General features: G+C 73.9%; 19 protein-coding genes. 12 read left to right on the top strand and 7 right to left on the bottom strand.

Translation table 11 applies throughout. The annotated features are described in order from the left end of the window. Window positions 1–47: 47 nt before the first annotated feature. The 6 genes from ACZ4TR_RS35435 (at window position 48) to ACZ4TR_RS35410 (ending at window position 7,811) form a co-directional block, all read left to right on the top strand. Window positions 48–431 carry an STAS domain-containing protein gene (locus ACZ4TR_RS35435; RefSeq protein ID WP_465292265.1) on the top strand — a complete coding sequence of 128 codons (384 nt, stop codon included), beginning with the start codon at window positions 48–50 and terminating at the stop codon, window positions 429–431. After that, window positions 428–2,002: a PP2C family protein-serine/threonine phosphatase gene (locus ACZ4TR_RS35430; protein WP_465292263.1), complete on the top strand. Its 1,575-nt coding sequence runs from the start codon at window positions 428–430 to the stop codon at window positions 2,000–2,002. Before ACZ4TR_RS35435 ends, ACZ4TR_RS35430 begins: the two co-directional genes overlap by 4 nt. Further along, window positions 1,999–2,424 (top strand): ATP-binding protein, encoded by a 426-nt coding sequence (locus tag ACZ4TR_RS35425; RefSeq protein WP_465292261.1) that lies wholly within the window; start codon window positions 1,999–2,001, stop codon window positions 2,422–2,424. Before ACZ4TR_RS35430 ends, ACZ4TR_RS35425 begins: the two co-directional genes overlap by 4 nt. An 81-nt stretch (window positions 2,425–2,505) precedes the next feature. After that, window positions 2,506–6,582 (top strand): SpoIIE family protein phosphatase, encoded by a 4,077-nt coding sequence (locus ACZ4TR_RS35420; RefSeq protein ID WP_465292259.1) that lies wholly within the window; start codon window positions 2,506–2,508, stop codon window positions 6,580–6,582. Continuing rightward, window positions 6,579–6,881 (top strand): STAS domain-containing protein, encoded by a 303-nt coding sequence (locus ACZ4TR_RS35415; protein ID WP_465292257.1) that lies wholly within the window; start codon window positions 6,579–6,581, stop codon window positions 6,879–6,881. Before ACZ4TR_RS35420 ends, ACZ4TR_RS35415 begins: the two co-directional genes overlap by 4 nt. A gap of 207 nt (window positions 6,882–7,088) precedes the next feature. Next, on the top strand, window positions 7,089–7,811 hold the full coding sequence (locus ACZ4TR_RS35410; RefSeq protein ID WP_465292255.1) for an ANTAR domain-containing protein: 723 nt from the start codon (window positions 7,089–7,091) through the stop codon (window positions 7,809–7,811). A gap of 3 nt (window positions 7,812–7,814) precedes the next feature. Here ACZ4TR_RS35410 and ACZ4TR_RS35405 read toward each other — a convergent pair whose 3' ends face one another. Continuing rightward, window positions 7,815–8,225: an ATP-binding protein gene (locus ACZ4TR_RS35405; RefSeq protein ID WP_465292253.1), complete on the bottom strand. Its 411-nt coding sequence runs from the start codon at window positions 8,223–8,225 to the stop codon at window positions 7,815–7,817. 123 nt (window positions 8,226–8,348) lie between these two features. On the opposite strand from ACZ4TR_RS35405, the gene ACZ4TR_RS35400 reads away from it, so the two are divergent. Then, entirely contained in the window at window positions 8,349–11,618 is a 3,270-nt protein-coding gene (locus tag ACZ4TR_RS35400) for a glucodextranase DOMON-like domain-containing protein (RefSeq protein ID WP_465292251.1), read from the top strand. An 18-nt stretch (window positions 11,619–11,636) separates the two neighbouring features. After that, window positions 11,637–12,206, top strand: coding sequence for a DinB family protein (locus ACZ4TR_RS35395; RefSeq protein WP_465292249.1), 570 nt, complete (start codon window positions 11,637–11,639; stop codon window positions 12,204–12,206). A gap of 119 nt (window positions 12,207–12,325) precedes the next feature. On the opposite strand, the gene ACZ4TR_RS35390 is transcribed toward ACZ4TR_RS35395, so the two are convergent. From ACZ4TR_RS35390 to ACZ4TR_RS35380, 3 genes are all read right to left on the bottom strand, one after another. Beyond that, entirely contained in the window at window positions 12,326–12,709 is a 384-nt protein-coding gene (locus ACZ4TR_RS35390; protein WP_465292247.1) for a hypothetical protein, read from the bottom strand. A gap of 73 nt (window positions 12,710–12,782) precedes the next feature. Further along, entirely contained in the window at window positions 12,783–14,048 is a 1,266-nt protein-coding gene (locus tag ACZ4TR_RS35385; protein WP_465292245.1) for a sensor histidine kinase, read from the bottom strand. Next, a complete protein-coding gene (locus ACZ4TR_RS35380) occupies window positions 14,045–14,734 on the bottom strand; it encodes a response regulator transcription factor (RefSeq protein ID WP_465292243.1) in 690 nt (229 codons plus the stop codon). Before ACZ4TR_RS35380 ends, ACZ4TR_RS35385 begins: the two co-directional genes overlap by 4 nt. 101 nt (window positions 14,735–14,835) lie before the next feature. On the opposite strand from ACZ4TR_RS35380, the gene ACZ4TR_RS35375 reads away from it, so the two are divergent. Beyond that, window positions 14,836–15,300, top strand: a complete 465-nt coding sequence (locus tag ACZ4TR_RS35375) for a hypothetical protein (RefSeq protein ID WP_465292242.1) — start codon at window positions 14,836–14,838, stop codon at window positions 15,298–15,300. Here the strand turns inward: ACZ4TR_RS35375 and ACZ4TR_RS35370 are convergent. After that, the gene (locus ACZ4TR_RS35370) at window positions 15,297–16,307 is read right to left on the bottom strand and encodes an aldo/keto reductase (RefSeq protein ID WP_465292240.1); all 1,011 of its coding nucleotides are present in this window, start codon (window positions 16,305–16,307) and stop codon (window positions 15,297–15,299) included. The genes ACZ4TR_RS35375 and ACZ4TR_RS35370 overlap by 4 nt on opposite strands. Window positions 16,308–16,491: 184 nt before the next feature. On the opposite strand from ACZ4TR_RS35370, the gene ACZ4TR_RS35365 reads away from it, so the two are divergent. Genes ACZ4TR_RS35365 through ACZ4TR_RS35355 form a run of 3 tightly spaced genes read left to right on the top strand, consistent with a single transcriptional unit; the run spans window position 16,492 to window position 18,973 of the window. Further along, complete coding sequence (locus tag ACZ4TR_RS35365) at window positions 16,492–17,019, top strand: YbaB/EbfC family nucleoid-associated protein (protein WP_465292238.1); 528 nt, start codon at window positions 16,492–16,494, stop codon at window positions 17,017–17,019. Further along, window positions 17,016–17,330, top strand: a complete 315-nt coding sequence (locus ACZ4TR_RS35360) for a hypothetical protein (RefSeq protein ID WP_465292237.1) — start codon at window positions 17,016–17,018, stop codon at window positions 17,328–17,330. Before ACZ4TR_RS35365 ends, ACZ4TR_RS35360 begins: the two co-directional genes overlap by 4 nt. Next, window positions 17,330–18,973: a WXG100 family type VII secretion target gene (locus ACZ4TR_RS35355; RefSeq protein WP_465292235.1), complete on the top strand. Its 1,644-nt coding sequence runs from the start codon at window positions 17,330–17,332 to the stop codon at window positions 18,971–18,973. Before ACZ4TR_RS35360 ends, ACZ4TR_RS35355 begins: the two co-directional genes overlap by 1 nt. On the opposite strand, the gene ACZ4TR_RS35350 is transcribed toward ACZ4TR_RS35355, so the two are convergent. Continuing rightward, window positions 18,974–20,452: a helix-turn-helix domain-containing protein gene (locus tag ACZ4TR_RS35350; RefSeq protein WP_465292233.1), complete on the bottom strand. Its 1,479-nt coding sequence runs from the start codon at window positions 20,450–20,452 to the stop codon at window positions 18,974–18,976. Between the two features lie 121 nt (window positions 20,453–20,573). Next, window positions 20,574–21,644: a DUF917 domain-containing protein gene (locus ACZ4TR_RS35345; protein ID WP_465292231.1), complete on the bottom strand. Its 1,071-nt coding sequence runs from the start codon at window positions 21,642–21,644 to the stop codon at window positions 20,574–20,576. Window positions 21,645–21,648 lie beyond the last annotated feature (4 nt).

Raw genomic sequence — 21,648 nt, 5'->3', positions numbered from 1 at the left:
CCCGTGTCCGTCTTGCACACCCGCCACGAGCAGGCAGGATGGTGGTCATGGCCGAAACGGACGAAACCGGGAACACCCTCGGTGCCGCCGCGAGCTCAGCGGGCACGGTGACGCTGGAAGACCGGCACGGCACCGCCGTGCTCCGGATCGACGGAGCCCTCGACCTCGCGCTGGCGCCGAAGCTGCGGCAGCTGGCCGAGCGGGCCGCGCGCCTGAAGCCCACGTTCCTCGTCATCGACCTGACCGCGGTGACCTTCCTGGCGTCGGCCGGCATGGCGGAGCTCGTGCGGACGCACCGCGGGCGGACGGTGTCCGCACCGTTGCGGGTGGTGGCCACCGGCCGGATCACCTTGCGGCCGCTGCAGCTGACCAGGCTGACCGACGAGCTCGCCATCTACCCGTCGCTGTCCGAGGCGCTGGCCACCGGATGACCGCGCCGGGGTTCGACGGGCTGCTCGGCGCCGTGCGCCGGGCGTTCGACGACGGCTCCGGCACCCCGCCGGTCACCCAGGTCCGCCTCCTCACCCCCGCCGAAGCGCGCTCGGTGCTCGGTGACCACGTCGCGGTCGCCGTGACCGACCGCGCGCTCCTCGCGGATCTGGTGCCGGGCCGGGAGATCACCGGCGCGATCGCCGTCGCCGGCGACGGGCAGGCCGCACTGGTCTACACCACTGAGGAGGGCGGCCGGGCGCCGTCCGCCGTCGCCGCCGCGATCGACGCCGCGACCGCCCACCTGGCGGACACCGTGCGGCGGCTGCGGGGCGAAGCGGGGGTGCTCGACGCGCTGCACTCCACCGGCCGCGAACTGACCGCCCAGCTCGACATCGACCGGATCGTGCAGGACGCCACCGACGCGGCCACGAAGGCGACCGGCGCCGAGTTCGGCGCGTTCTTCTACAACCTCATCGACGAGCTCGGCGAGTCCTACACGCTGTACACGATCTCGGGCGTGCCGCGCGCGGCGTTCGAGCGGTTTCCCATGCCGCGCAACACCGAGGTGTTCGCGCCGACCTTCGACGGCGCCGGCACCGTCCGCAGCCCCGACATCACGCGGGACCCGCGGTTCGGGAAGAACGCGCCCCACCACGGGATGCCGGAGGGGCACCTCCCCGTGTGCAGCTACCTGGCCGTGTCGGCGATCAGCCCGACCAGCGGAGAAGTGCTGGGCGGGTTTTTCTTCGGCCACTCGGAGCCCGGCCGGTTCACCGCGCGGCACGAGTACCTCGCCGAGGGCATCGCCGCCTACTCGGCCATCGCGCTGGACAACGCCCGCCTGTACGAGCGCGAGCGGACCCTCGCCTCGGAGCTCTCGCGCAGCATGCTGCCGGTCGCGCCCGCCGTCGAGGGCCTCGACGTGCTCACCCGGTACCTGCCCGCGGCGACCGGGAGCAAGGTGGGCGGCGACTGGTTCGACGTCATCGCGCTGCCGTCCGGCGCGACCGCGTTCGTCATCGGCGACGTCGTCGGCCACGGCGTCACGGCCGCGACCGTGATGGGCCAGGTCCGCACGGCCATCCGCTGCTACGCGCTGCTCGAGCTCGCCCCGTCGGAGGTGCTGCGCAACGTCTCCGCGCTGACCGGCGGGCTGTTCGGCGAGAGCTTCGTCACCTGCTTCTACGCGGTCCACCGGCCGGACGAGGGCACGTTGACCTTCGCGAACGCCGGCCACCTGCCGGCGATCCTCATCCGCCCGGACGGCACGCCGGAGGAGATCGGCGAGGCGCTGGCGCAGCCGCTGGGCATCGGCGCGGAGTTCCCCCAGCGCACCACCGGGTTCCCGCCCGGGGCGGACCTGGTGCTCTACACCGACGGACTGGTCGAAAGCCGCACGCGGGACCTCACCCTGGGTGTGGAATGGCTCCTGGCGGGCATCCCGGTCCTGCTGGCCGCGACCGACCTCGAGACGGCGTGGGACAAGCTCGTCGACGAGCTCACCCACGGCCGGCACGACGACGACATCGCGCTGATCCACGTGCGTCACCGCGGAGAGGACGGAGCATGACGGACCCCCTCCCCCCGGGCGCCCCCGCACCCCCGGTGACGTTCCACCGGCGCATCGCCGCGGTGGCGGACCGGCTGCCGGAGCTGCGCGGAGCGCTGGCGGACTGGCTGAGCGGGCTCGGCCTGAGCGAAGACCGCCAGGAGGACGTCGTCCTCGCGGGCTACGAAGCGATGGCCAACTCCGCCGAGCACGCCTACCGCGACGGCGAAGCGGGTACGGTCGACGTCCGGGCCGAGGCGCAGAACGGGCGCCTGACGGTGACGGTCACCGACTACGGAGCCTGGCGCCCCCCGGCCGCGACGAACGGGCTGCGCGGCCGCGGCCTGCTGCTCATCGACAGCCTCGCCGACCACAGCGCACAGGTGCACCGCGAAGACGGCACGACGGTCACGATGACGTGGCTCTCCGACGCCCCGGGCTGACGACCTCGCCCCGGCCCGCGTAGACGGCGGCGCCGGGCCCGCGCGGGTAGGCTCACCCCGGTCGCGGCAACCGGGAGAGTGATGAGCGTCGGCGAGGAATCCGGCCAGCGCGCCGTCTTTCCGGGCACCAGCCAGATGGCGGCCCGGATGCGCGAGTTCGACTGGACCGCGTCGCCGCTGGGTGCACCGGCGGAGTGGCCGACCAGCCTGACCACGGCCGTGCGGATCTGCCTCACCTCGCGCTTCCCCATGATCGTCTGGTGGGGGCCGGATCTGCGGTTCCTCTACAACGACGCGTACCTGCCGCTCCTCGGCACCAAGCACCCGGCACTGGACAAGCCGGGCGCGCACGTCTGGAGCGAGATCTGGCACATCATCGGCCCGATGCTCGAGAGCGTCATGACGACCGGCGAGGCGACCTGGTCGGAGGACCTGCTGCTGCCGATGAACCGGCACGGCTACTGGGAAGAGACCTACTGGACCTATTCCTACAGCCCGGTCCACGACGACGAAGGCGCCGTGCGGGCCGTGTTCACCGCGGTCACCGACACGACCGAGCGTGTCATCGGCGAACGCCGGCTGGCCACGCTGCGCGAGCTCGGCACCCTGGCCGGCATCGCCCGCACCGTCGGCGAAGCCTGCGAGCTGGTCGCCGGCGTGCTCGGCCGGGCCGGCGCCGACGTCCCCTACGCGGCGATCCACGTCCGCGACGGCGACGGTGAGCTCGGTCTCGCGACCGTCACCCCCGGCGGTACCGGGCCCACTGACAGCTGGCCGCTGGCGGAAGTGCTCGCCGAGGGAACACCGCGCACGGTGTCCGATCTGCCGGCGACCTTCGGCGAGCTGCCCTCGGGCGGCTGGTCCACGCCGCCCACCGAGGCGATGGTGCTGCCGCTGTCCGGCGCCCCCGGCACCCCGGCCACCGGCGTGATCGTGCTCGCGGCGAGCGCCGGGCGCGCCCTCGACGAGTCCTACCGGACGTTCCTCGGGCTGGTCGCCCAGCAGACCGCGGCGCTGGTCAACAGCGCGCTCGCCTACCAGGCCCAGCAGCAGCGCGCCGAGGAGCTGGCCGCGCTGGACGCGGCGAAGACCACCTTCTTCGCCAACATCAGCCACGAGTTCCGGACCCCGCTCACCCTGATCCTCGGTCCCGTCGCCGAGCTGGACAAGACACTGGGCGACGCGGACGAGCGCGTCCGCGAGGAGATCGCCGTCATCCACCGCAACGCGCTGCGGCTGGGCCGGCTGGTGAACAACCTGCTCGACTTCTCGCGGATCGAGGCGGGCCGGATGCAGGCCAGCTACGAACCGGTCGACCTCGCCACGTTCACCGCGGAGCTGGCGAGCGTGTTCCGCGCCGCCGTCGAGCGGGCCGGGCTGGCGTTCGAGGTCGCCTGCGTCCCCTTGGGCGAGGCGGTGTACGTCGACCGCGGGATGTGGGAGAAGGTCGTCCTCAACCTGCTGTCCAACGCGGTCAAGTACACCTTCGACGGCTCGATCCGGGTGACGACCGCCCTGGACGACGGGTACGCCGTGGTCACCGTGGCCGACACCGGGATCGGGATCGACGCCGCCGAGCTGCCCCGGCTGTTCGAGCGGTTCCACCGGATCCCGTCGGCGCGGGCACGCTCGAACGAGGGCAGCGGGATCGGCCTGGCCCTGGTGCGGGAGCTGGTCGGCATGCACGGCGGCACCGTCGCCGCGGAGAGCACGCCCGGCGTGGGCACGACGTTCCGGATCCGGCTGCCGCTGGGCACCGAGCACCTGCCGGCCGAGCACCTCGTCCCGGAGCCGTCGGCGTCCGGGATCGACGCGGAGACCGCCGAGCCGTACGTGCAGGAGACCCTGCGCTGGCTCCCGGACGACGAGCCGGCCCCCGACGTCGCGCCGGTCCCGGTCGCCGGCGCCCGGGTGCTGGTCGCCGACGACAACGCCGACATGCGTGACTACCTCGCCCGGCTGCTGCGCGAGGACTACGCGGTGACCGCGGTGCGCGACGGCGTCGAGGCGTTCGCGGCCGCGGCGAGCGAGCCGCCCGACCTGATCATCAGCGACGTGATGATGCCGCGGCTGGACGGCCTGGGCCTGCTCGCCGAGCTGCGCGAGGACCCGCGCACCGCCTCGGTGCCCGTGCTGCTGCTGTCCGCCCGCGCCGGGCAGGAGGCCGCGGTCGACGGGCTGGCCGCCGGGGCCGACGACTACCTCGTGAAGCCGTTCTCGGCCGAGGAACTGCTCGCCCGCGTCCGCACGACCATCCGGCTGGCCCGGCTGCGGACGCAGCACTCCCGGTGGCGCGCGGCGATGATCGACTCGCTGCAGGAGGGCTTCTTCGTCTGCGATGCCGACGGGCGGGTCGTGGAGATCAACGCCGCGTGCGCCGAGCTGCTCGGCTTCGGCCCGGACGGGCTGCCGTACCCGGCGCCGCACCCGTGGTGGCCGCCCCGCGACGCCGACCCCGACGCGTACCGGCAGGTCGCCGCCGCCTTCACCCGCTCACGGGACGAGGCCGCCGGGAGCTTCGTGCTGCCGCTGCGGCACCGTGACGGGCACCGGGTGTGGGCCGCGATCGCCTACAACGAGCTGCACGACGACGAGGGCAGCCGCCGGCTCGTCGGCACGATCCGCGACGTCACCGCGGAGCGCTACGCCGTGCAGCGCGAAAACGCGCTCGCCGCGATGAACCAGCGCCTCGCCGGGGTCAGCGGCGTGCCGGCCTCGCTCCGCACCGGGCTGGACCTGCTGCGCGAGCTGTGGCTGGCCGAGCGCGTCCTCGCGGTGACCTGGCCGCACGACGACGAGCCCGAGCTGATGTCCACCGACCCCGCCGACCGGCGGTGGACGGATCTCGCCGCGCCGCTGCGCGCGCGGCTCGGCGAAGTGCGCTCGCTCCCGGCGCTGCACGCGACCTCGGCCGACGGCGGGGCCGGCGCGACCCTGGACCACCCCGGCGGCCGGCTGACGCTCTGGGTGGAACCGGACCCCCGCCGCCCGCTCGGCGTCGAGGACCGGACGTTGCTGGCGCTGCTGGCCGGGACGCTGGCGCACGCCCTGCGCCGCGCCCACCGCGACGACCGGCAACGCGAGGTCGCCATCGCGCTGCAGCGCTCGATCCTCGGACCGGCCCTGCTGCCCGACGGCTTCGCGGTGCGCTACGAACCGGCGAACCCGCCGCTGGAGGTCGGCGGCGACTGGTACGACGTCGTCCCGCTGTCCGGCGACCGGATCGGCATCGTCGTCGGCGACTGCGTCGGCCGGGGACTCGCCGCGGCCGCGGTGATGGGCCAGCTGCGCAGTGCGTGCCGCGCGCTGCTGCTGGAGGCCAACGGCCCGGCGCACGCCCTGACCACCCTCGACCGCTTCGCCGACCGGCTGCCGGGTGCCCTGTGCACCACCGTCTTCTGCGGGATCCTCGACCCCGCCACCGGCGCGCTCACCTACAGCAGCGCCGGGCACCCGCCGGGCACGCTGGTGCACAGCGACGGCTCGTCGGAGTTCCTCGACGCGGGCGGCAGCGTGCCGCTCGCGGTCCGCGTCCCCGACGCGCGCCCGGAGGCCACGGCGGTCGTCCCGATCGGCTCGCTGCTGATGCTCTACACCGACGGGCTCGTCGAACGCCGCCGCGAGTCGCTGGACGACGGCATCGACCGGGCCACCTCGGCCGCCCACGACGCGCGGGACGCCGACCTCGCCGACCTGGCGGCGAAGCTGATGAGCGGGCTCCGGCCGGCGGACGGGTACGAGGACGACGTCGCGCTGCTGCTCTACCGCCGGTCGGTGCCGCCGCTGGAGCTGGACTTCCCGGCGCACCCGGACAGCCTCGCCTCGACGCGCCACTGGCTGCGAGCGTGGCTGGGCACGGCGTCGCTCGGCGAAGAACTCGCGCAGGACGTGCTCGTCGCCACCGGCGAAGCCTGCGCGAACGCCGTCGAGCACGCTTACCCCGAAGACTCGGGCACCGCGCACCTCTCGGCCCGCTTCGCCGGTTCGCACCTGACGGTCACGGTGACCGACCGCGGCCATTGGAAGCGGCCACCCCCGGACAACCACGTCCTGCGCGGTCGCGGGATGGCGATGATGGAAGCACTGGCCGACGCGGTCGCGGTCCGGCACGACACGACCGGCACCACCGTCACGTTGGAATGGAGAATCGGTTCGTGACGACGGCACTCACGCTGGTCGCCTCCGCGGGCGACGACGGGGACCGGATCCTGGCCGTGACCGGAGAGATCGACATGAGCAACGCCGCCGAGTTCGGTGCCGCCCTCGACCGCGAGCTCGCGGCCGCGGCCGCCCTGACCGTCGACCTCACCGGGGTGACCTACCTCGACAGCGCCGGCGTCGCCGCCCTGTTCGACCGGGCCGGCACCCACGACCTGCGCCTGGCCGCGCCCCGCCTGCTCGAGCGCGTGCTGCGCATCTCGGGCCTGACCCAGGTGACGAAAGTGATCATCCGCTGAACGGTTGGCTTTCCCGCCACGGGGTAAGCGCAGCGCAGCGACGGTCGCCGGGTGGGTTGCGCTGCCGGTCGTCGCCAGGTGGTTCCGGCACCCAACCCACGACGTTCAGCAGCGAGCGACGGGCCGGAGTCACCGCCCTCCTCGGTCGCCGGGTCCGGGCCGTCCACGGGTACTGTGCGCGCAGGAACCGGGACGGAGGTGGGCGCAGTGACCGGTGATCCGATCCCGTCCGAGCACCTTGACGAGCTGACCGCGGCGATGGCGGACCTCACGCGTGCGCTGGAGACCGAGCCTTCCGAGGCCGAGATCCTCGACGCCGTCTGCGCCGAAGCCGTCCGGGCCGTGCCCGGCGCCGACATGGCCAGCATCACCGCGATCCGCGACGGCAAGCCGGAAACCGCCGCTTTCACCGACGAACGCGCCGTCGAGATCGACGGCGTCCAGTACGCGGCGGGCGATGGCCCGTGCCTCCGAGCGGCCGAGAGCGGCGAGATCGTCCGGCTGCCACTCGCCACGGCCGGCGCGCTGTGGCCCGAGTTCACCGCGCACGCCCGGAGCCTCGGCGTCGGCAGCTACCTCGCCGCGCCGCTGCGGGTGGACGGCGCCCTCGCCGGCGCGCTCAACCTCTTCGGCTTCGGCGACCACGGCTTCGCCGAGACCGACTCCCGGCTGCTGCGGCTGTACACGACGATCGTCTCGTTCGGGCTGCGCACCACGCGCCGCTACCACCGGGCCCGGCAGCGCACCACCGAACTCGAGGCGGCGATGCACTCGCGCGCGGTGATCGAGCAGGCCAAGGGCATTCTGATGGCCGTGCACGGGATCACCGCCGACGACGCCATGAAACGCCTGATCGCGGAGTCGCAGCACACCAACGTGAAGCTCCGGGACGTCGCGGCCCGGTTCGTCGAAAGCCTCTCGGCCGGCTGACGCTCAGGCGGTGCGGCGGACCGGGAACGGCCAGGTCAGCGTGATCACCGTGCCGTCGTCGGTCGAGCGGAGGTCCAGCCCGTCGACCAGCGCCTGGATCAGGCGCAGGCCGCGGCCGCCGTCGGACCGCTCCGCGATCGTGGTCCAGCGCCCCTGGTCGGCGACGGTGACGATCAGCACGTCCTCGTCGACCCGTGCGCGGACGTCGATCAGCCCGGGCCGGCCGTGGTAGGCGTGGTCCAGCACGTTCGCCATCGCTTCCCAGCAGGCCAGCACGACGTCGTCGGCCTGCCTGCCGACCTCGTCACCGGCACGTCTGCGAAGCCACGACACGAGGTGCCGCCGCAAGCTCGGCAGAGTCCGTGGCGAAACCGTGCCGCGGTACCGCCAGCCATCCGCTCCGTGCTCTTCCACGTTCACCTCCTCGGGGGACTGTGGGATTGCTACCCACCGGTCGGATTTCTCAATCACGGGTAACGGCTTTCCCTGCTGCGTTCGGCTCTGGTGCGGCGCGGGCCGGCGTGATCGGATGTGCGGATGACTCGGTCGACGTCGTCCGTGGTGCTCTGCGCGGTGCTGGCCGCCGCCCTCCTTCCCGCTCCGGCGGCGGTCGCCGCACCGGCACCCGGGCCGGGCGCCCTCTCGCACTTCGGGCTCGCTCGCAAGGACTGCCTGGGCACCTCGCGGACCACGGCCGGCAAGGCGTGGTTCACGGTGGCGGGGGGCGTGCTGTCCGACGTCTACGCGCCGGTGATCGACAACACGAACGTCGAGACGCTGCAGTTCGCCGTCACCGACGGCCGGACGTTCACCGACCTGCAGGCGCGGGACATGACCTACACCGTCCGCACCAGCGCGGGCGGGATGGCCTGCGAGGTGACGTCGACCCCGCGCAGCGGCCGGTACCGGCTGGTCACCGAGTACCTGACCGACCCGGCCCGGACCGGCGTGCTCATCCGGACGCGCCTGGACCCGCTGCGGGGATCGGGCCGCGACCTCAAGGTCTACGTGCGGTTCGACGCGAGCATCAACGGCAACGGCGGTGGTGGCCCGGCGAACGGCGGCGGAGACACGGCTTCGGTGGACGCGGCGACGTCCGCGCTGGTCAGCGCCGACCCGAACACGGTGTCCAGCGCGCCGGCCCGCGACTACGGGACCCCGCTGGCGGCCGCCCTGCGCGCCGACCGCCGGTTCCTCGGCACGTCCAGCGGGTTCGTCGGCACCGCCGGCGACGGCCTGGCCCAGCTCGACCGCGACCACCGGCTCACCGACCGGACGCCGTCGGCGGTGAACGGCAACGTCGTGCAGACCGCGCAGCTGGACCTGGAGCCGCGCCGCCCGAGCGTGCTGGCGCTGGGCTTCGGCTCGGACGCGCGCGCCGCCGTCCAGACCGCCGGTGCGAGCCTGCGCACGCCGTTCGACCAGAGCTACCGCGAGTACGCGCGCGGCTGGCGCGACTACGACAACGGGCTGACTCCGTTGCGGGGCAAGGACTCGGACGCGTACTACCAGTCGGTCAACGTGCTGAAGGCCAGCGAGGACAAGACGTTCCCCGGCGCGGTGGTCGCGTCGCTCGGCAGCCCGTGGGGACAGGCGGTCTCCGCGGGCGACGCACCCGGCGGCAAGCCCGTCTACTTCGGGTCCTACCGCGAGATCTTCGCCCGCGACCTCTACGAAAGCTTCTCGGGCCTGCTCGCCGCGGGTGACCGCGAGACGGCGCGGGCGAGCGTGCGGTGGTTGTTCGGCCGTCAGCAGCAACCCGACGGACGCTTCCCGCGCAACTCCCTGCTCAACGGCATGAAGGCGCCCGACTCCGGTGGCGACCAGCTCGACGAGAGCGCGTACCCGATCCTGATGGCGTTGCAGGCCGGGCTCGACCGCGACCGCACGCTCTACACCGACCACATCCGCGCGGCGGCGGACTTCGTCGTCGCGCACGGCCCGGCGTTCGGCTCCGAGCGCTGGGAGGAGCAGGGCGGCTACTCCCCCTCGACGATCGCCGCCGAGATCGCCGGGCTGGTCGCGGCCGGCGTGCTCGCCGACCGCAATGGCGACCCGGCGCGCGCCCGCGTCTACCGGGCGACCGCCGACCACTTCCAGCGCAGCGTCAAGGGCTGGACGGTGACGTCCACCGGCCCGTACGGCGGCCGGTACTTCCTGCGCCTGACCAAGAACGGCGATCCGGACTCGGAGTGGATCTACAACCTCGGCAACGGCTCGGTCGACGCCGACCAGCGCGCGGTCGTCGACGCCGGGTTCCTCGAGCTGACGCGCCTCGGCGTGCTGCCGGCGAACGACCCGGACGTCGCCGCGTCGCTCGGCGTCGTGGACCGCGTGATCAAACGGGACACGCCGGCCGGTCCGGGCTGGTACCGCTACGGCACTTCCTCGGCGGGCAGCGAGGACGGCTACGGCGACTGCTACGGGCCCGACCCGACGAACTGCGCGCCGACCGGGGCGCCGTGGCCGGGGCCGAACACCGGGTCCGGGCACCTCTGGCCGGTGCTCGCCGGTGAACGCGGCGAGCAGGCCGTGCAGACCGGTGACCGCGCCGGCGCGGCGGCGCTGCTGCGCGCCATGCGGGCCCAGACCGGGGGCACCGGGCTGATTCCCGAGCAGGCGTGGGAAAACCCGGCGGTGCCGGCGTCGCCCTACGGTGCGGACCCGCGCACGGCGTCGATCGGGTTCGCCCCCGGGCAGCCCGCCGGTTCGGTCGCGCCGCTGAGCTGGGCGCAGTCGCAGTCGGTGCGCCTGGCCCGGGCCCTGGACGACGGCCGGCTGACCGAACAGCCCGCCGACGTCCGCGCCCGGTACGTCACGCACGCTCCGCCCGCGGCGCTGGCGATCACCCTTGACGCGCCGGCTTCGGTGTCCACCTCGACCGCGACGGTCACGGGAACCGCCCCCGCCGGCAGCCGGGTCGAGCTCGCCGTGTCGGCCACCGACGCGGGGACGACCACCGTGCTGTCGACCCGGGCTTCGGCGGCAGGGACGTTCAGCGCGACGGTGCCGACGCCGCTGGGCGCGAACGTCGTCACCGCGGCCGCCACTTCCGGCACCGGAACCGGCTACGCGCAGAAGACGATCAGCTCGGACTTCGTCACCGGCACGGTGCTGCTCGACGCGGCCGACCCGGACGGCGACGACCACGGCCCGGGCACGTACACCTACCCGACGGCCGGCGACTTCCACGCGGGCGCGTTCGACCTGCAGCGGTTCCAGGTCATCGATTCGGGCACCAGCCTGGTGTTCCGCGCCCAGGTCCGCGACCTGTCCCCGACGTTCGGCTCACCGCTGGGCGCGCAGCTGCTGACGATCTACGCGCACGACCCGGCCGCGACGGCGACGGCGACCGCGGCGCCGTTCCCGAGCCGGGCGTACTCGATCGCCGCGCAGGACGCGTGGAGCCGGCGCCTCGAGGTCCAGGGCTTCGCCGACCCGGTTCTCGTCGACGCTTCGGGCGCTTCGCTGGCCACGCCGTCCGTCCAGGCTTCGCAGGCGACGCGCTACATCACGGTGAGCGTGGCGAAATCGGCGTTCGGGACCCCGGCCGCCGGGTGGACGTTCGCGGTGGTGCTGACCGGCCAGGACGGCAACTCGCCCGACCAGGCGCGGCCGTTCACGCCGACGGCGGGTCAGTACACGTTCGGCCTGTGCGCGGCGGGCGGCACGGCGCCGCTCTGCGCCGCGGACCCGGCGACGGCCCCGAAGGCGGTCGACGTGCTGACGCCGTCCGGTGTGGACCAGGCGGCCGAGCTGGATCCGACGCGGGGGCCGGTCGCGGTGCGTGGCGTGCCGGTGGGCTGATCTGGCAGGGTCGAAGCCGTGATCGACGACTTCGCGAAGCGGTACCTGCACGACGATCTGCGCGAGGCCCGGGAGGCGGTGCTCGGAAAGCTCGACGGGCTGGACGAGTACTCCGTGCGCCGCCCGCTGACCGCGACCGGGACCAACCTGCTCGGCCTGGTGAAGCACCTGGCGTTGTGGGAGACCCGGTACCTGGGCGAGGTGTTCGGCCGGCCGTTCCCGGAGCCGCTGCCCCGCTGGGACGACGCCGAGGCACGCGGCCGTGACTTCTGGGCGACCCCGGAAGAGACGCGTGCGGAGATCGTCGACCGGTTCCGCCGCGCCGCGGAACACGCCGACGCGACGATCGACGCTCTCCCCGTCGACGCACCCGGCCACGTGCCGTGGTGGCCGCGGCCGGATGTCCTGCTGTTCAACGTCATGGTGCACGTGCTCACCGAGACCACCAGGCACGCCGGGCACGCCGACATCCTGCGGGAACAGCTCGACGGGGCGACCAGCGCGCCGAGCCGTGACGCGGATTTCTGGACGGCGAGGCACGCGGAGATCGAGCGGGCCGCCGCGGCCGCGGGCCCGGCCCGGCCGTAACGCGCACGCGGGCGGACGACACGGCGGCTGCCGCCGTGTCGTCCGCCCGATCACGCGTGTCGTCCGCCCAGACAGGCGCGTCGTCCATCCGGACACGCGTGTCGTCCACTGTGGACCGGTCAGCGACGGCCACCGTGGTCGTCCCCGTCCTCGGGGTGCCCGCCGTGGTCGTCCCCGTCCTCGTGGTGCCGCCCGTGGTCGTCGCCCGGCTCGGCACCGTGGCCGCGGTGGTCGTCGCCGAGGTCGTGGGTGCGCGACGGATACGTGCTCGGCGCGGGCCGGCTGGGATACGTGCTCGGCGCCGGGCGGGCCGTACTCGGCGACGCGGTGACTTCGCTGCTGCCCGGGGTTTCCGTGGTGGCCGAGGCGGTGGCCGACGACTCGCTCGTCGTGGTGGCCGGCACCCGCGTACCGTCGTCGGCTCCGGACTGCGCCAAGGCCGCCGTCGTCCCGCCCACCGCGAGCACCGCACCGGCCGCCGCGATCACCAGAATCTTGCGCATGTCTGCTCCTTCTCGTTCTCCGACAACGAAAGAAGCATCACGCGCCCGGCGATAGCGGCGCGCTGCGCGACGCTTAAGGCATCCCTAAAGCCTTCCCGAGGTCCAGCACGATCCGCGCCCCCGGCCCGCGGGTGACCGTGAACTCCCCGCCGGACGCGCGGGCCGTCTGGCGCGCGATGTCCAGCCCGAGCCCGGTCGAGCCGGCGCCGCTCGCGCCCCGCGCCCCCTCGTCGAAGCCCGGGCCCTCGTCCGACACCTCCAGCCGTGCCCCACCGGACGTCGCCGTCAGCCTGATGGCGTAAGGCGTTCCCTCGGGTGTGTGCGCGAAGACGTTGCCCAGCAACGCGTCCAGGCACGCGGCCAGCTCCGGTTCGCCGACCGCGACGGGCAGCGGACCCGGGTCGAGCGACACCGTCACCGCTCGGTCCTGGTCCTGCGCGAGCACCGACCAGAACTCGGCCCGCGCCCGGACGACCGAGGCCGCGTCGCACGAGCCGGGCGCCGAGTCCCGCGCCCGCGCCTGCTCGATCAACGCCGTGACCTGCCGCTCCAGGCTTTCCGCGTGGCCGGTGATCCGCTCGGCCTCGGCCGGGTCCCGCAGCGACTCGGCGTCCAGCCGCAGCACGGTCAACGGCGTCCGCAGGCGGTGCGAGATATCGGCGACGGCCTCGCGTTCCTGCCGCACCAGGTCCCGGATCCGCGCCGCCAGGAGGTTGAGCGCGGCGGCGACCGACCGCACCTCCCCCGGCCCGCCCGGGCGGGCCCGCGCGTCCAGGTCGCCCTCGGCGAGCCGGCGTGACACCTCGGCGAGCTCGTGGACCGGCCGCACGATCGAGCGGGCCAGCCGGTCGGCGACGAACACCCCGAGCGCCAGCAGCACCACGCCCAGCCCGGCGAGCACCAGCCAGGCGGCACTGAGCCCGCGGGTCAGCTCGGCGCGGTCGACGAAGGCCCGCACGACCGCCGTCCCGGCCGGCAGGCCTTGGACCGCGACGAGGATTTCGCGCCCGCCCGCGTCTTCCACGGTCAGGCTGCTGCCCTGCGCCGCGGCCAGGGCGACCCCGGGAGTGCGCGGGGTGGGCGCGCCGAGCACGGTGCCGTCCGGCAGGAACACGGAAACCGGGTGGCCCGCGGTCGTGTTGAGCTGGTCGACCGCCGGCCGCAGCGACGCCGCGTCGGACGTCGCCACCAGCGACGTCAGCGACTGCGCCTTGGCCGTCGCGGCGGTGACCGCGCGGTCCGCGGTGACCGACCGCAGCAGGATCGCCAGCGGCACGAGGAACGCGACGAGCACCAGGCTCATCGCGGCCGCGACCAGCACCGCGAGCCGCTTCCTCACGCCGGGCCCTCCGGGGCCGCCAGCCGGACGCCGACCCGCCGCACGGTGTGCAGGTACCGCGGCTCCTGCGCGGTCTCGCCGAGCTTGCGCCGCAGCCACGACAGGTGCACGTCCACCGTCTTGTCCGCACCGGCGTACGGCAGCTTCCAGACGTCGGCGAGCAGCTCGCGCTTGCTGACCACGGTCCCGGCCCGGCTCGCGAGGTAGTGCAGGAGGTCGAACTCGCGCGGGGTGAGGTCCAGCGGCGCGCCGTCGAGGGCCGCCTGCCGCGTCCGCGCGTCGACCGACAGGCCACCGACGACGACCGGGGCCGTCGTCTCCTCCGGCTCGGCCCGCCGCAGCACCGCGCGGATCCGCGCGTCGAGCTGGGCGCCGCCGAACGGCTTGACCACGTAGTCGTCGGCACCGGAGTCGAGCAGCCGGACGATCTCCTCCTCCGCGCCCCGGGCGGTGACCACGATGATCGGCACCGCGCTGACCGCCCGCACCATCCGCAGCACCTCGCGGCCGTCGAGGTCGGGCAGGCCCAGGTCGAGCAGGACGACGTCGGGCCGGTCGGTGACGGCCGCCTGCAGCCCGGCCATCGCGGTCGGCGCGGACGTCACCGTGTGCCCGCGCTCGCCCAGCGCGCGCAGCACGGCCGTGCGGATGGTCGGGTCGTCCTCGACGAGCAGCACGGTCGCCATGTTCGGGAGGCTACACACGCGATGCCGCTTCACCGGGCTCGTGGCGAACGCTAAGGACGTCTTAGCCGCGCCTTAACCCTTCCGGATGGCACAGTGGACGGGTGACCAGGCGCGGGCTGCTGATGACCGGGGGCTGGCTGCTGGCCGCCGCGGTCACCGCGGGCGCCGGCACGGTGGCCCTCGACGTCGTCGGCGCGGGCATCCTCGGCCCGCAGAACCAGCCGCTGTCCCAGGACGACGTCGCCCGGGCGCTGGAAACCGTGCCGGCGAGCACGACCCCCGTGACGCCGGCCTCGGCCGCCACCCCGTCGAGCGTCCCGGCGCCGCGCGGCCTGACCGTCCCCGGCGGCAGCCTCGTCGCGAAGTGCACCGGGGACCAGGTCGAGCTGGTGTCGTGGAGCCCGGCCCCGGGTTACCGCACCGACGACGTCGCACGCGGTCCCGCCGCCACCGCGTCGGTGAAGTTCAAGAACGACGGGACCGAGAACGAGACGGTCGTGACGTGCCGAGACAGCGAGCCGCACGCCGAAACGGTCGCCGACGAGGGCCACCACGGCCGCGGCTAGCGCGGCAGCCCGGCGTTGAGCCGGGCCAGGATGCCGTGCGGGAACGGCAGTTCCGGCGCGCTGACGTCGGTCAGCCGGTCCAGCTGGGCGTCGGTCGGATCGAGGTCGAGCGCGCCGAGGGTTTCGGCGAGCTGCTCCGGCGACCGGGCGCCGATCAGCGGCGCGGGCATGGCCGGCCGGCGCGTCACCCAGTGCAGCGCCACCTGGGCCGGGGTCGCGCCCACCTCGGCCGCCACCTCGCGGACGACGTCCAGCACGGCCCAGCGCGTTTCCGGCAGGGACCGGTAGGGCGCGCCCTCGGCGAGCCGTCCCTCACCGGCGCCGTCGCGGGTGTACTTGCCGGACAGGAACCCGCCGCCGATCGCGCCCCACGGCTGGACGGCGATGCCGAACTCCCGCGCCAGGGGCACGTACTCGGCTTCGATCGACCGCTCGACCAGGGAGTACTCCAGCTGCAGCGCCGTCACCGGCGGGCCGCCGAGCATGGCGGCCTTCGTCGCGTACCAGGCCGGGACGTCGCTGAGCCCCACCGCGCGGATCTTCCCGGCGCGCACGAGGTCGCCGAACGCCGCCATCACCTCCTCCGCCGGGGTGAAGCCGTCCCAGAGGTGGAGCCAGTACAGGTCGACGTGGTCGACGCGCAGCCGCCGCAGCGACGCCTCGAGCGAGGCGACCATGTTCTTGCGGCCGTTGCTGCGGCGGCGGGGGTCCGACCGGGGTTCGCCACCGCTGAAGCCGGGCCCGGAGTACTTGGTGGCGAGGACGACGTCGTCGCGGGCGACGTCGCGGAGGAACTCGCCGACCAGTTCCTCGCTGCGGCCGGCGCTGTAGTTGTCGGCGGTGTCGACGAAGTTGCCGCCGCCCTCGACGTAGGCGCGGAAGATCTCGCGCGCGGTGTCGTCGCCGGCGCAGAAGGAGCCGGTGCCGAAGGTCATCGCGCCCAGCGCCAGCGGCGAGACCCGCAGCCCCGAGCGGCCCAGCGGCCGGTAGTCGTCCAGTCGTGTCATGTCCCCGATCGTGCAACCCGGAGCACGGTCCGGGTCAAACCCGATCGAGGGCATTCCGGGGCAACGTCGGGGGGAAATCGAGCCATCCTCCCGGTTAGCCCGGGATGAACATCAGAGGTGCGCTAGCCTGGCCCGATCGTGGGGCCCGGGGCCCCGTACCCCGGCGTCGCGAGGAGTCGAATTCGTGCAACCCGACTTGGGTCCAGGTGAAGACTTCGAGCTCCTGCTCGAACGTCAGGTCCGGGAAATGCAGTCGAAGGCGGCGGCGCTGAACGAAGCGCTTTCCGCCGCCGGTGCCACGGTCCGCTCCCGCGACGGCGCGGTCACCGTGACGCTCGCGCCGAACGGCGCGCTCACGAACCTCGAGCTGGGGCACCGGGCGTGCGAACTGGGGCCCGCGCGGCTGACCGCGACGATCATGGGGACGGTGCGCGAAGCCCAGCGCCAGACCGCCCGCAGCGTCGCGGACTCCTTCGCCACCATCAACGGCGACGGCGAGTCGACCGACATGGTCCGCTCGTTCCTGCCGCCGGACCCGCCGCCCGACGGCGACTTCGCGGCACCGGAGAGCGCCGAGCCCGAGCGGACCCCGCCGCCGGCCGCTCCCCCGGCGCGGCCGCCCGCGCCGCCGGCCCCGCCGGCCGCCGGACCTGCCTCGCGTCGCCGTCCGCCGGCCGACGACCACTCCGACGACGAATCGAACCCCTGGTGAGCGGCGGCGGCTTCAGGGTCGACTCGGAACCCCTGGCCACCTTCGCGAAGCACCTCGACGAGCTCCAGAGCAACCTGCAGGGCACGGCCGACCTGGTCGGCGGTATGACGTGCGACCCCGGCATGTTCGGCATCAACCCGGCGTGCCAGCTGATGGCGGCGGGCGCGAGCACCTGGACCGACAAGGCGCACCACCAGTTCGGCGACTACGCGAAGACGATCGGCGAGTTCTCCGACAAGGTCGCCGAGGCCGCTAAGCGCTACCAGGCGGGCGAAGAAGACGCCGTCGACTCGATCGTGAGGTTCGAATAGTGGGCGACGACTACCAGAGCAAGGACGTCAGCCTCCACGGCTCCGAACTCTTCAACGAGGACAACCGGTCGGCCGGCGCGGGGTTCTTCGAGGCCGCGGTGGGCCTGGACAAGGCCGTCAAGGAAAACGACCAGGTCGCGATCGGCATCGGCGCGGCGGGCATGGCGCTGGAGACCATCGGGCTCGTGCTGGACCCGATCGGCAGCCTGCTGACCGCCGGGATCGGGTGGCTCATCGAGCACATCACGATCCTGCGGTGGCCGCTGGACATCCTGATGGGCGACCCCATCGGCATCAACGCGGCCGCCGAAGCGCTTTCGGCCGAGAAGAAGAAGCTGGAGCAGTGGTCGACGGACCACCAGACGGCACTCGAGACGCTCATGAAGGACTGGTCCGGCAACGCCGCGGACCAGTTCAAGAAGGACATGGACGCGGTCACCGAGCAGCTCAGCTCCCTCGGCGGCTACCTCGACCAGGCCGGCAAGAACATGAAGATCGCCGGCGGCATCGTCGGTGCGTTCCGCGGCATCTTCCGCGACCTGATCGCGATGCTCCTGGCGACGATCATCAAGGGCGCCCTGATCGCGGCGGCGCTGGCCCCGGTGACGTTCGGCGCGTCGATCGCGATCTTCATCGGCACGACGATCGGCACGGTGGCCACGGCACTGGGCAAGATCGGCGCGAAGCTCGTCCAGCTGGGCCGGAAGCTGGGCGACCTGGTGCAGGCGCTGGCGAAGATGGGCAAGGCGGGTGACGAGATCGCCGGGGCGAAGCCCCCGACGAGCAGCCTGACGCCGACCCCCACCCCCAAGCCGGACGCGACGCCGCTGCCCAAGCCGGACTCGACGCCCGCGCCGAAGCCGGACACGACCCCGTCGTCGGCGACGCCGGAGCCGAAACCCGAGCCCAAGCCGGACACGACACCGGAGCCCAAGCCCGAACCGAAGCCCGACACCACACCGTCGTCGGCTACCCCGGAACCGAAGCCCGAACCCAAGCCGGACACAACCCCCGAGCCCAAGCCGGAACCGAAGCCCGACACCACACCATCGTCGGCCACACCGGAACCCAAGCCCGAACCCAAGCCGGACACAACCCCCGAGCCCAAGCCCGAACCGAAGCCCGAGCCCGTGCCATCGTCCTCCTCGGCGACCCCGGAGCCGAAGCCGGAACCCAAGCCGGACACCACACCGGAACCCAAGCCCGAGCCGAAGCCCGACACGACACCGTCTTCAGCCACCCCGGAACCCAAGCCGGACACCACACCCGAGCCCAAGCCGGACCCCAAGCCCGACGCCACGCCGGAACCGAAGCCGGACTCCACCCCGTCGTCGGCCACTCCGGAACCCAAGCCGCACAAGCCGTTCACCGACCAGATGACCGCCGTCATCAAGGACAAGCTGTCCAAGGTGGACGGTGTCACGCCCGAGATCATGGCGAAGTTCGACAAGATCAACAACTTCTCGGTCGAGCAGCTCGGCAAGGTCTTCGGCAAGGAAGGCGCCGAGAAGTTCGAGTCGGCCATCAAGATCATGACCGACCCGTGGTTCGGGAAGTCGGGCCTGGCCGGCAAGACCGTCGTCGACATGATCAAGGGCGTGCCCGCGAGCATCGGCAACGTCACCGGCGGGGACGACGAGTAGTCACTCCTCGGAGAGGATCACCGCCCGGGACGCGAGGTGCAGCGCCAGCCTCTCGTCCGGGCGGGACAGGTCCACTCCCAGCAGCTGCTCGATCCGCGCGACCCGGGCCGCCACGGTGTTGCGGTGCACGCCCAGCACGGTGGCGGTCTCGGCGATCGACGACTCCGCGTCGAGGTAGGCCGCGAGGGTCCGGACCAGCTCGCCCGGCGCGTCCCGCAGCGGCGCGACGAGTGCGCGGGCCGCGGGCTCGAACGTGTCCGTGCGGGTCCACTCCAGCAGCAGCTGGGCCATGCCGAGCTGGTCGACGTGCAGGAAGTGACCGGTTTCGGGCCGGGTCGCGGCGAGCCGGGCCGCGTCGAGGGCCTCCGCGACGGTCGCCGCGAGCCCTTCCGGCCGCGGGTGCGGCCGGCCCACCCCCATGTGCGCGCCCAGGCGCAGCGCCCGGTGCGCCGTCTGGAGGCGGGTCGCGAGGGCGCGCACCCGTTCCGCCGTGGGTTCGTGGTCGAAGGTGACCCAGCCGGTCCAGCCGTCGCCGTGCTCGACGACGACCGCCTCGACGTCCAGCGCGCGCATGACCTCCTGCGTGCGGGCGACCGTGTCGACCGCCGCCGGGACGCCGATGTGCAGGCCGACGTGCCAGCCACCGAGCCGCCAGCCGGCGTCGGCGACGCGGCGGCGCAGGTCCGCGCCGGGCTCGGTGTCGAGGCGCAGGAGGTCGCCGAGCAACGCCGTGCGGGAGCGCGCGTCGCGTTCCAGCTCGAGCCGGTTGGCGAGCAGCCACCGCTGCAGCGCCCCGGCCGCGACGGCGAGCGCGGGCGGCACGACCTCGGCCCGCGCGGCTTCGGCCCCCCGCAGTTCGGCCGCGAGCCACATCGCCGGGCGCTGCAGAAGCACCGGGTGGGCCAGGAAGACGTGGTCGTCACCGTCGGTCCGCTGCGGCACGGCTTCGTCGAGCCGGACGCGCCCGGTGACTTCCCCGGCCAGCGGCACGCCGCGATCATCGAGCACGGCGACGGCCGACCGCAGCAGCCGCCGCAACACGGCGACGACCTCTTCGGGCGGCCGCAGCCGGTCCCCGAGCGCGCGATGGGTGGCCAGCAGCAGGTCCGCCCGGGCGAGTTCGGGGGCGGCGAGCAGCAGCCGCGCCTCGACGAGCAGATCGAGCGGCGCGGCCCCGGTGGTCAGCAGCGGAACGGCCAGCCGATCGGCGAGCAGCCGCGACGCGGTGAGCGGTTCGGTCCCGGGCAGCAGCACCCCGGTGGCCCCGGCATCGGCACAGCGCCGGAGAAGGGCATCGATCTGCCAGTCGGTCCCGGCGACGGGCCGCGCGACAACGGTGAGTTCCCCGGGCCCGGGCAGGTGCGACGCGTCCAAAGTGGCCTGCACGGTCGCAAGTGGACGGTCGAGTCCCGCCGCACCGGCGAGCAGCCGGACGTGCGCCGCCCAGCCGGGAAGGGAGAGAACCCGCCGCAGGCTCACCGGACCCGCCCCAACCCGGCAGGCCCAAGCGCCCCAATGTGGCCTTGGTTGCGTCTGACGCACCGAAGGCCGCCTTGGGTGCGTCTGACGCACCGAAGGCCGCCTTGGGGCGCTCGCGGGGTCACGGGAGACCGACCGGGTCGCAGTCGATGCCGTACGCCCGGGGCCGCACCACCGGCAGCCACCGCGGGTCCCGCCAGAACGGCGCCGCCGCCAGCCGGACCACGTCGACCTCCACTCCCGTTCGGATCGCGTCGCAGGACACCGGTACCCCCGTGCGGTGGTCCAGCACCGACAGCACGTCCGGGGTCGAGGCCACCGGTGCCCCGTCGCGCAGCGCCAGCAGGTACTCGTTCTCCATCTCCAGCCGCAGGAGCCCGCCGTCGCGGTGGTCGGCCAGCGTGACGCTTCCGCGGCCGAACCCCGGGCTTCCGTGCTGCCCCGGGCCGAGGTGCCGCGCCACCTCCAGGACCCTGCCGCGAGCCAGCACCGACCCCGCCAACGCCGCTTCGAGCGCGTCTCGCGGCGGGCTCTCCCCCGCCGCCAGCACCCGGCGGCCCAGCTCCAAAGCGCCGCTCGTCGTCCCCGGGACCGAGCACCCGGCCAGCTCGCCGGCCGGGATCGGGGCCAGGGCGAACGCCGCCCACCCGCCGGAGCCGGCCAGGAACGCCCGGGTGCCGCGCTCGATCACCACGTCGGATCCGGCCGCCAGCACCACGACCTGCCCGCCGGGCTCCGCCAGCGCCGCCGGGGCGACCCCGCGGCCGGTCGCCGCCACCGAGAACTGGTCCAGCCGGGGCAGCCCGCGGCCGGACAGGTCGGCGTCGACGTACCCCAGCCCGAGCTGCTCGGCGACGACCAGGGGCAGCAGCCCGTTGAGGCCGCCGATTTCGATGGACATCAGCGCGTCGGCGCGTTCGCCGGTCCAGCGTTCGACGGCGGCCACCGCGGCCGCGAACTCGCCGCCGCCGGGCAGCTTCTCGGTGAACGCCGCCGTCGCGCCGACCACGCCGATCGGCACGACCCGCGCGTCCGGCGGCAGCTGGCCGGCCGGACGCGCGAAAAGCGACCGGCCGTCGGACAGCAACCGGCGCAGCAGCACGGCGGCGGTCACGGTGTCCCCGCCGCCGCCGGACCCGAGCAGGGCCACCCCGCGCTCGAGGGCGGCCACGTCACCAGCGGTGATGCGCATGACT

The organism is Amycolatopsis sp. NPDC028719 (assembly GCF_055565395.1).
Note: the sequence above shows the minus strand (reverse complement) of the source record. Positions and strands in the feature narration are given on the sequence as shown.

Coding starts and splice junctions, on each gene's coding strand:
- ACZ4TR_RS35435 (WP_465292265.1), top strand. CDS start 48: ATGGCCGAAACGGACGAAACCGGGAACACCCTCGGTGCCGCCGCGAGC.
- ACZ4TR_RS35380 (WP_465292243.1), bottom strand. CDS start 14,734: ATGGCGACCGTGCTGCTCGTCGAGGACGACCCGACCATCCGCACGGCC.
- ACZ4TR_RS35425 (WP_465292261.1), top strand. CDS start 1,999: ATGACGGACCCCCTCCCCCCGGGCGCCCCCGCACCCCCGGTGACGTTC.
- ACZ4TR_RS35345 (WP_465292231.1), bottom strand. CDS start 21,644: ATGCGCATCACCGCTGGTGACGTGGCCGCCCTCGAGCGCGGGGTGGCC.
- ACZ4TR_RS35390 (WP_465292247.1), bottom strand. CDS start 12,709: ATGCGCAAGATTCTGGTGATCGCGGCGGCCGGTGCGGTGCTCGCGGTG.
- ACZ4TR_RS35420 (WP_465292259.1), top strand. CDS start 2,506: ATGAGCGTCGGCGAGGAATCCGGCCAGCGCGCCGTCTTTCCGGGCACC.
- ACZ4TR_RS35400 (WP_465292251.1), top strand. CDS start 8,349: ATGACTCGGTCGACGTCGTCCGTGGTGCTCTGCGCGGTGCTGGCCGCC.
- ACZ4TR_RS35370 (WP_465292240.1), bottom strand. CDS start 16,307: ATGACACGACTGGACGACTACCGGCCGCTGGGCCGCTCGGGGCTGCGG.
- ACZ4TR_RS35430 (WP_465292263.1), top strand. CDS start 428: ATGACCGCGCCGGGGTTCGACGGGCTGCTCGGCGCCGTGCGCCGGGCG.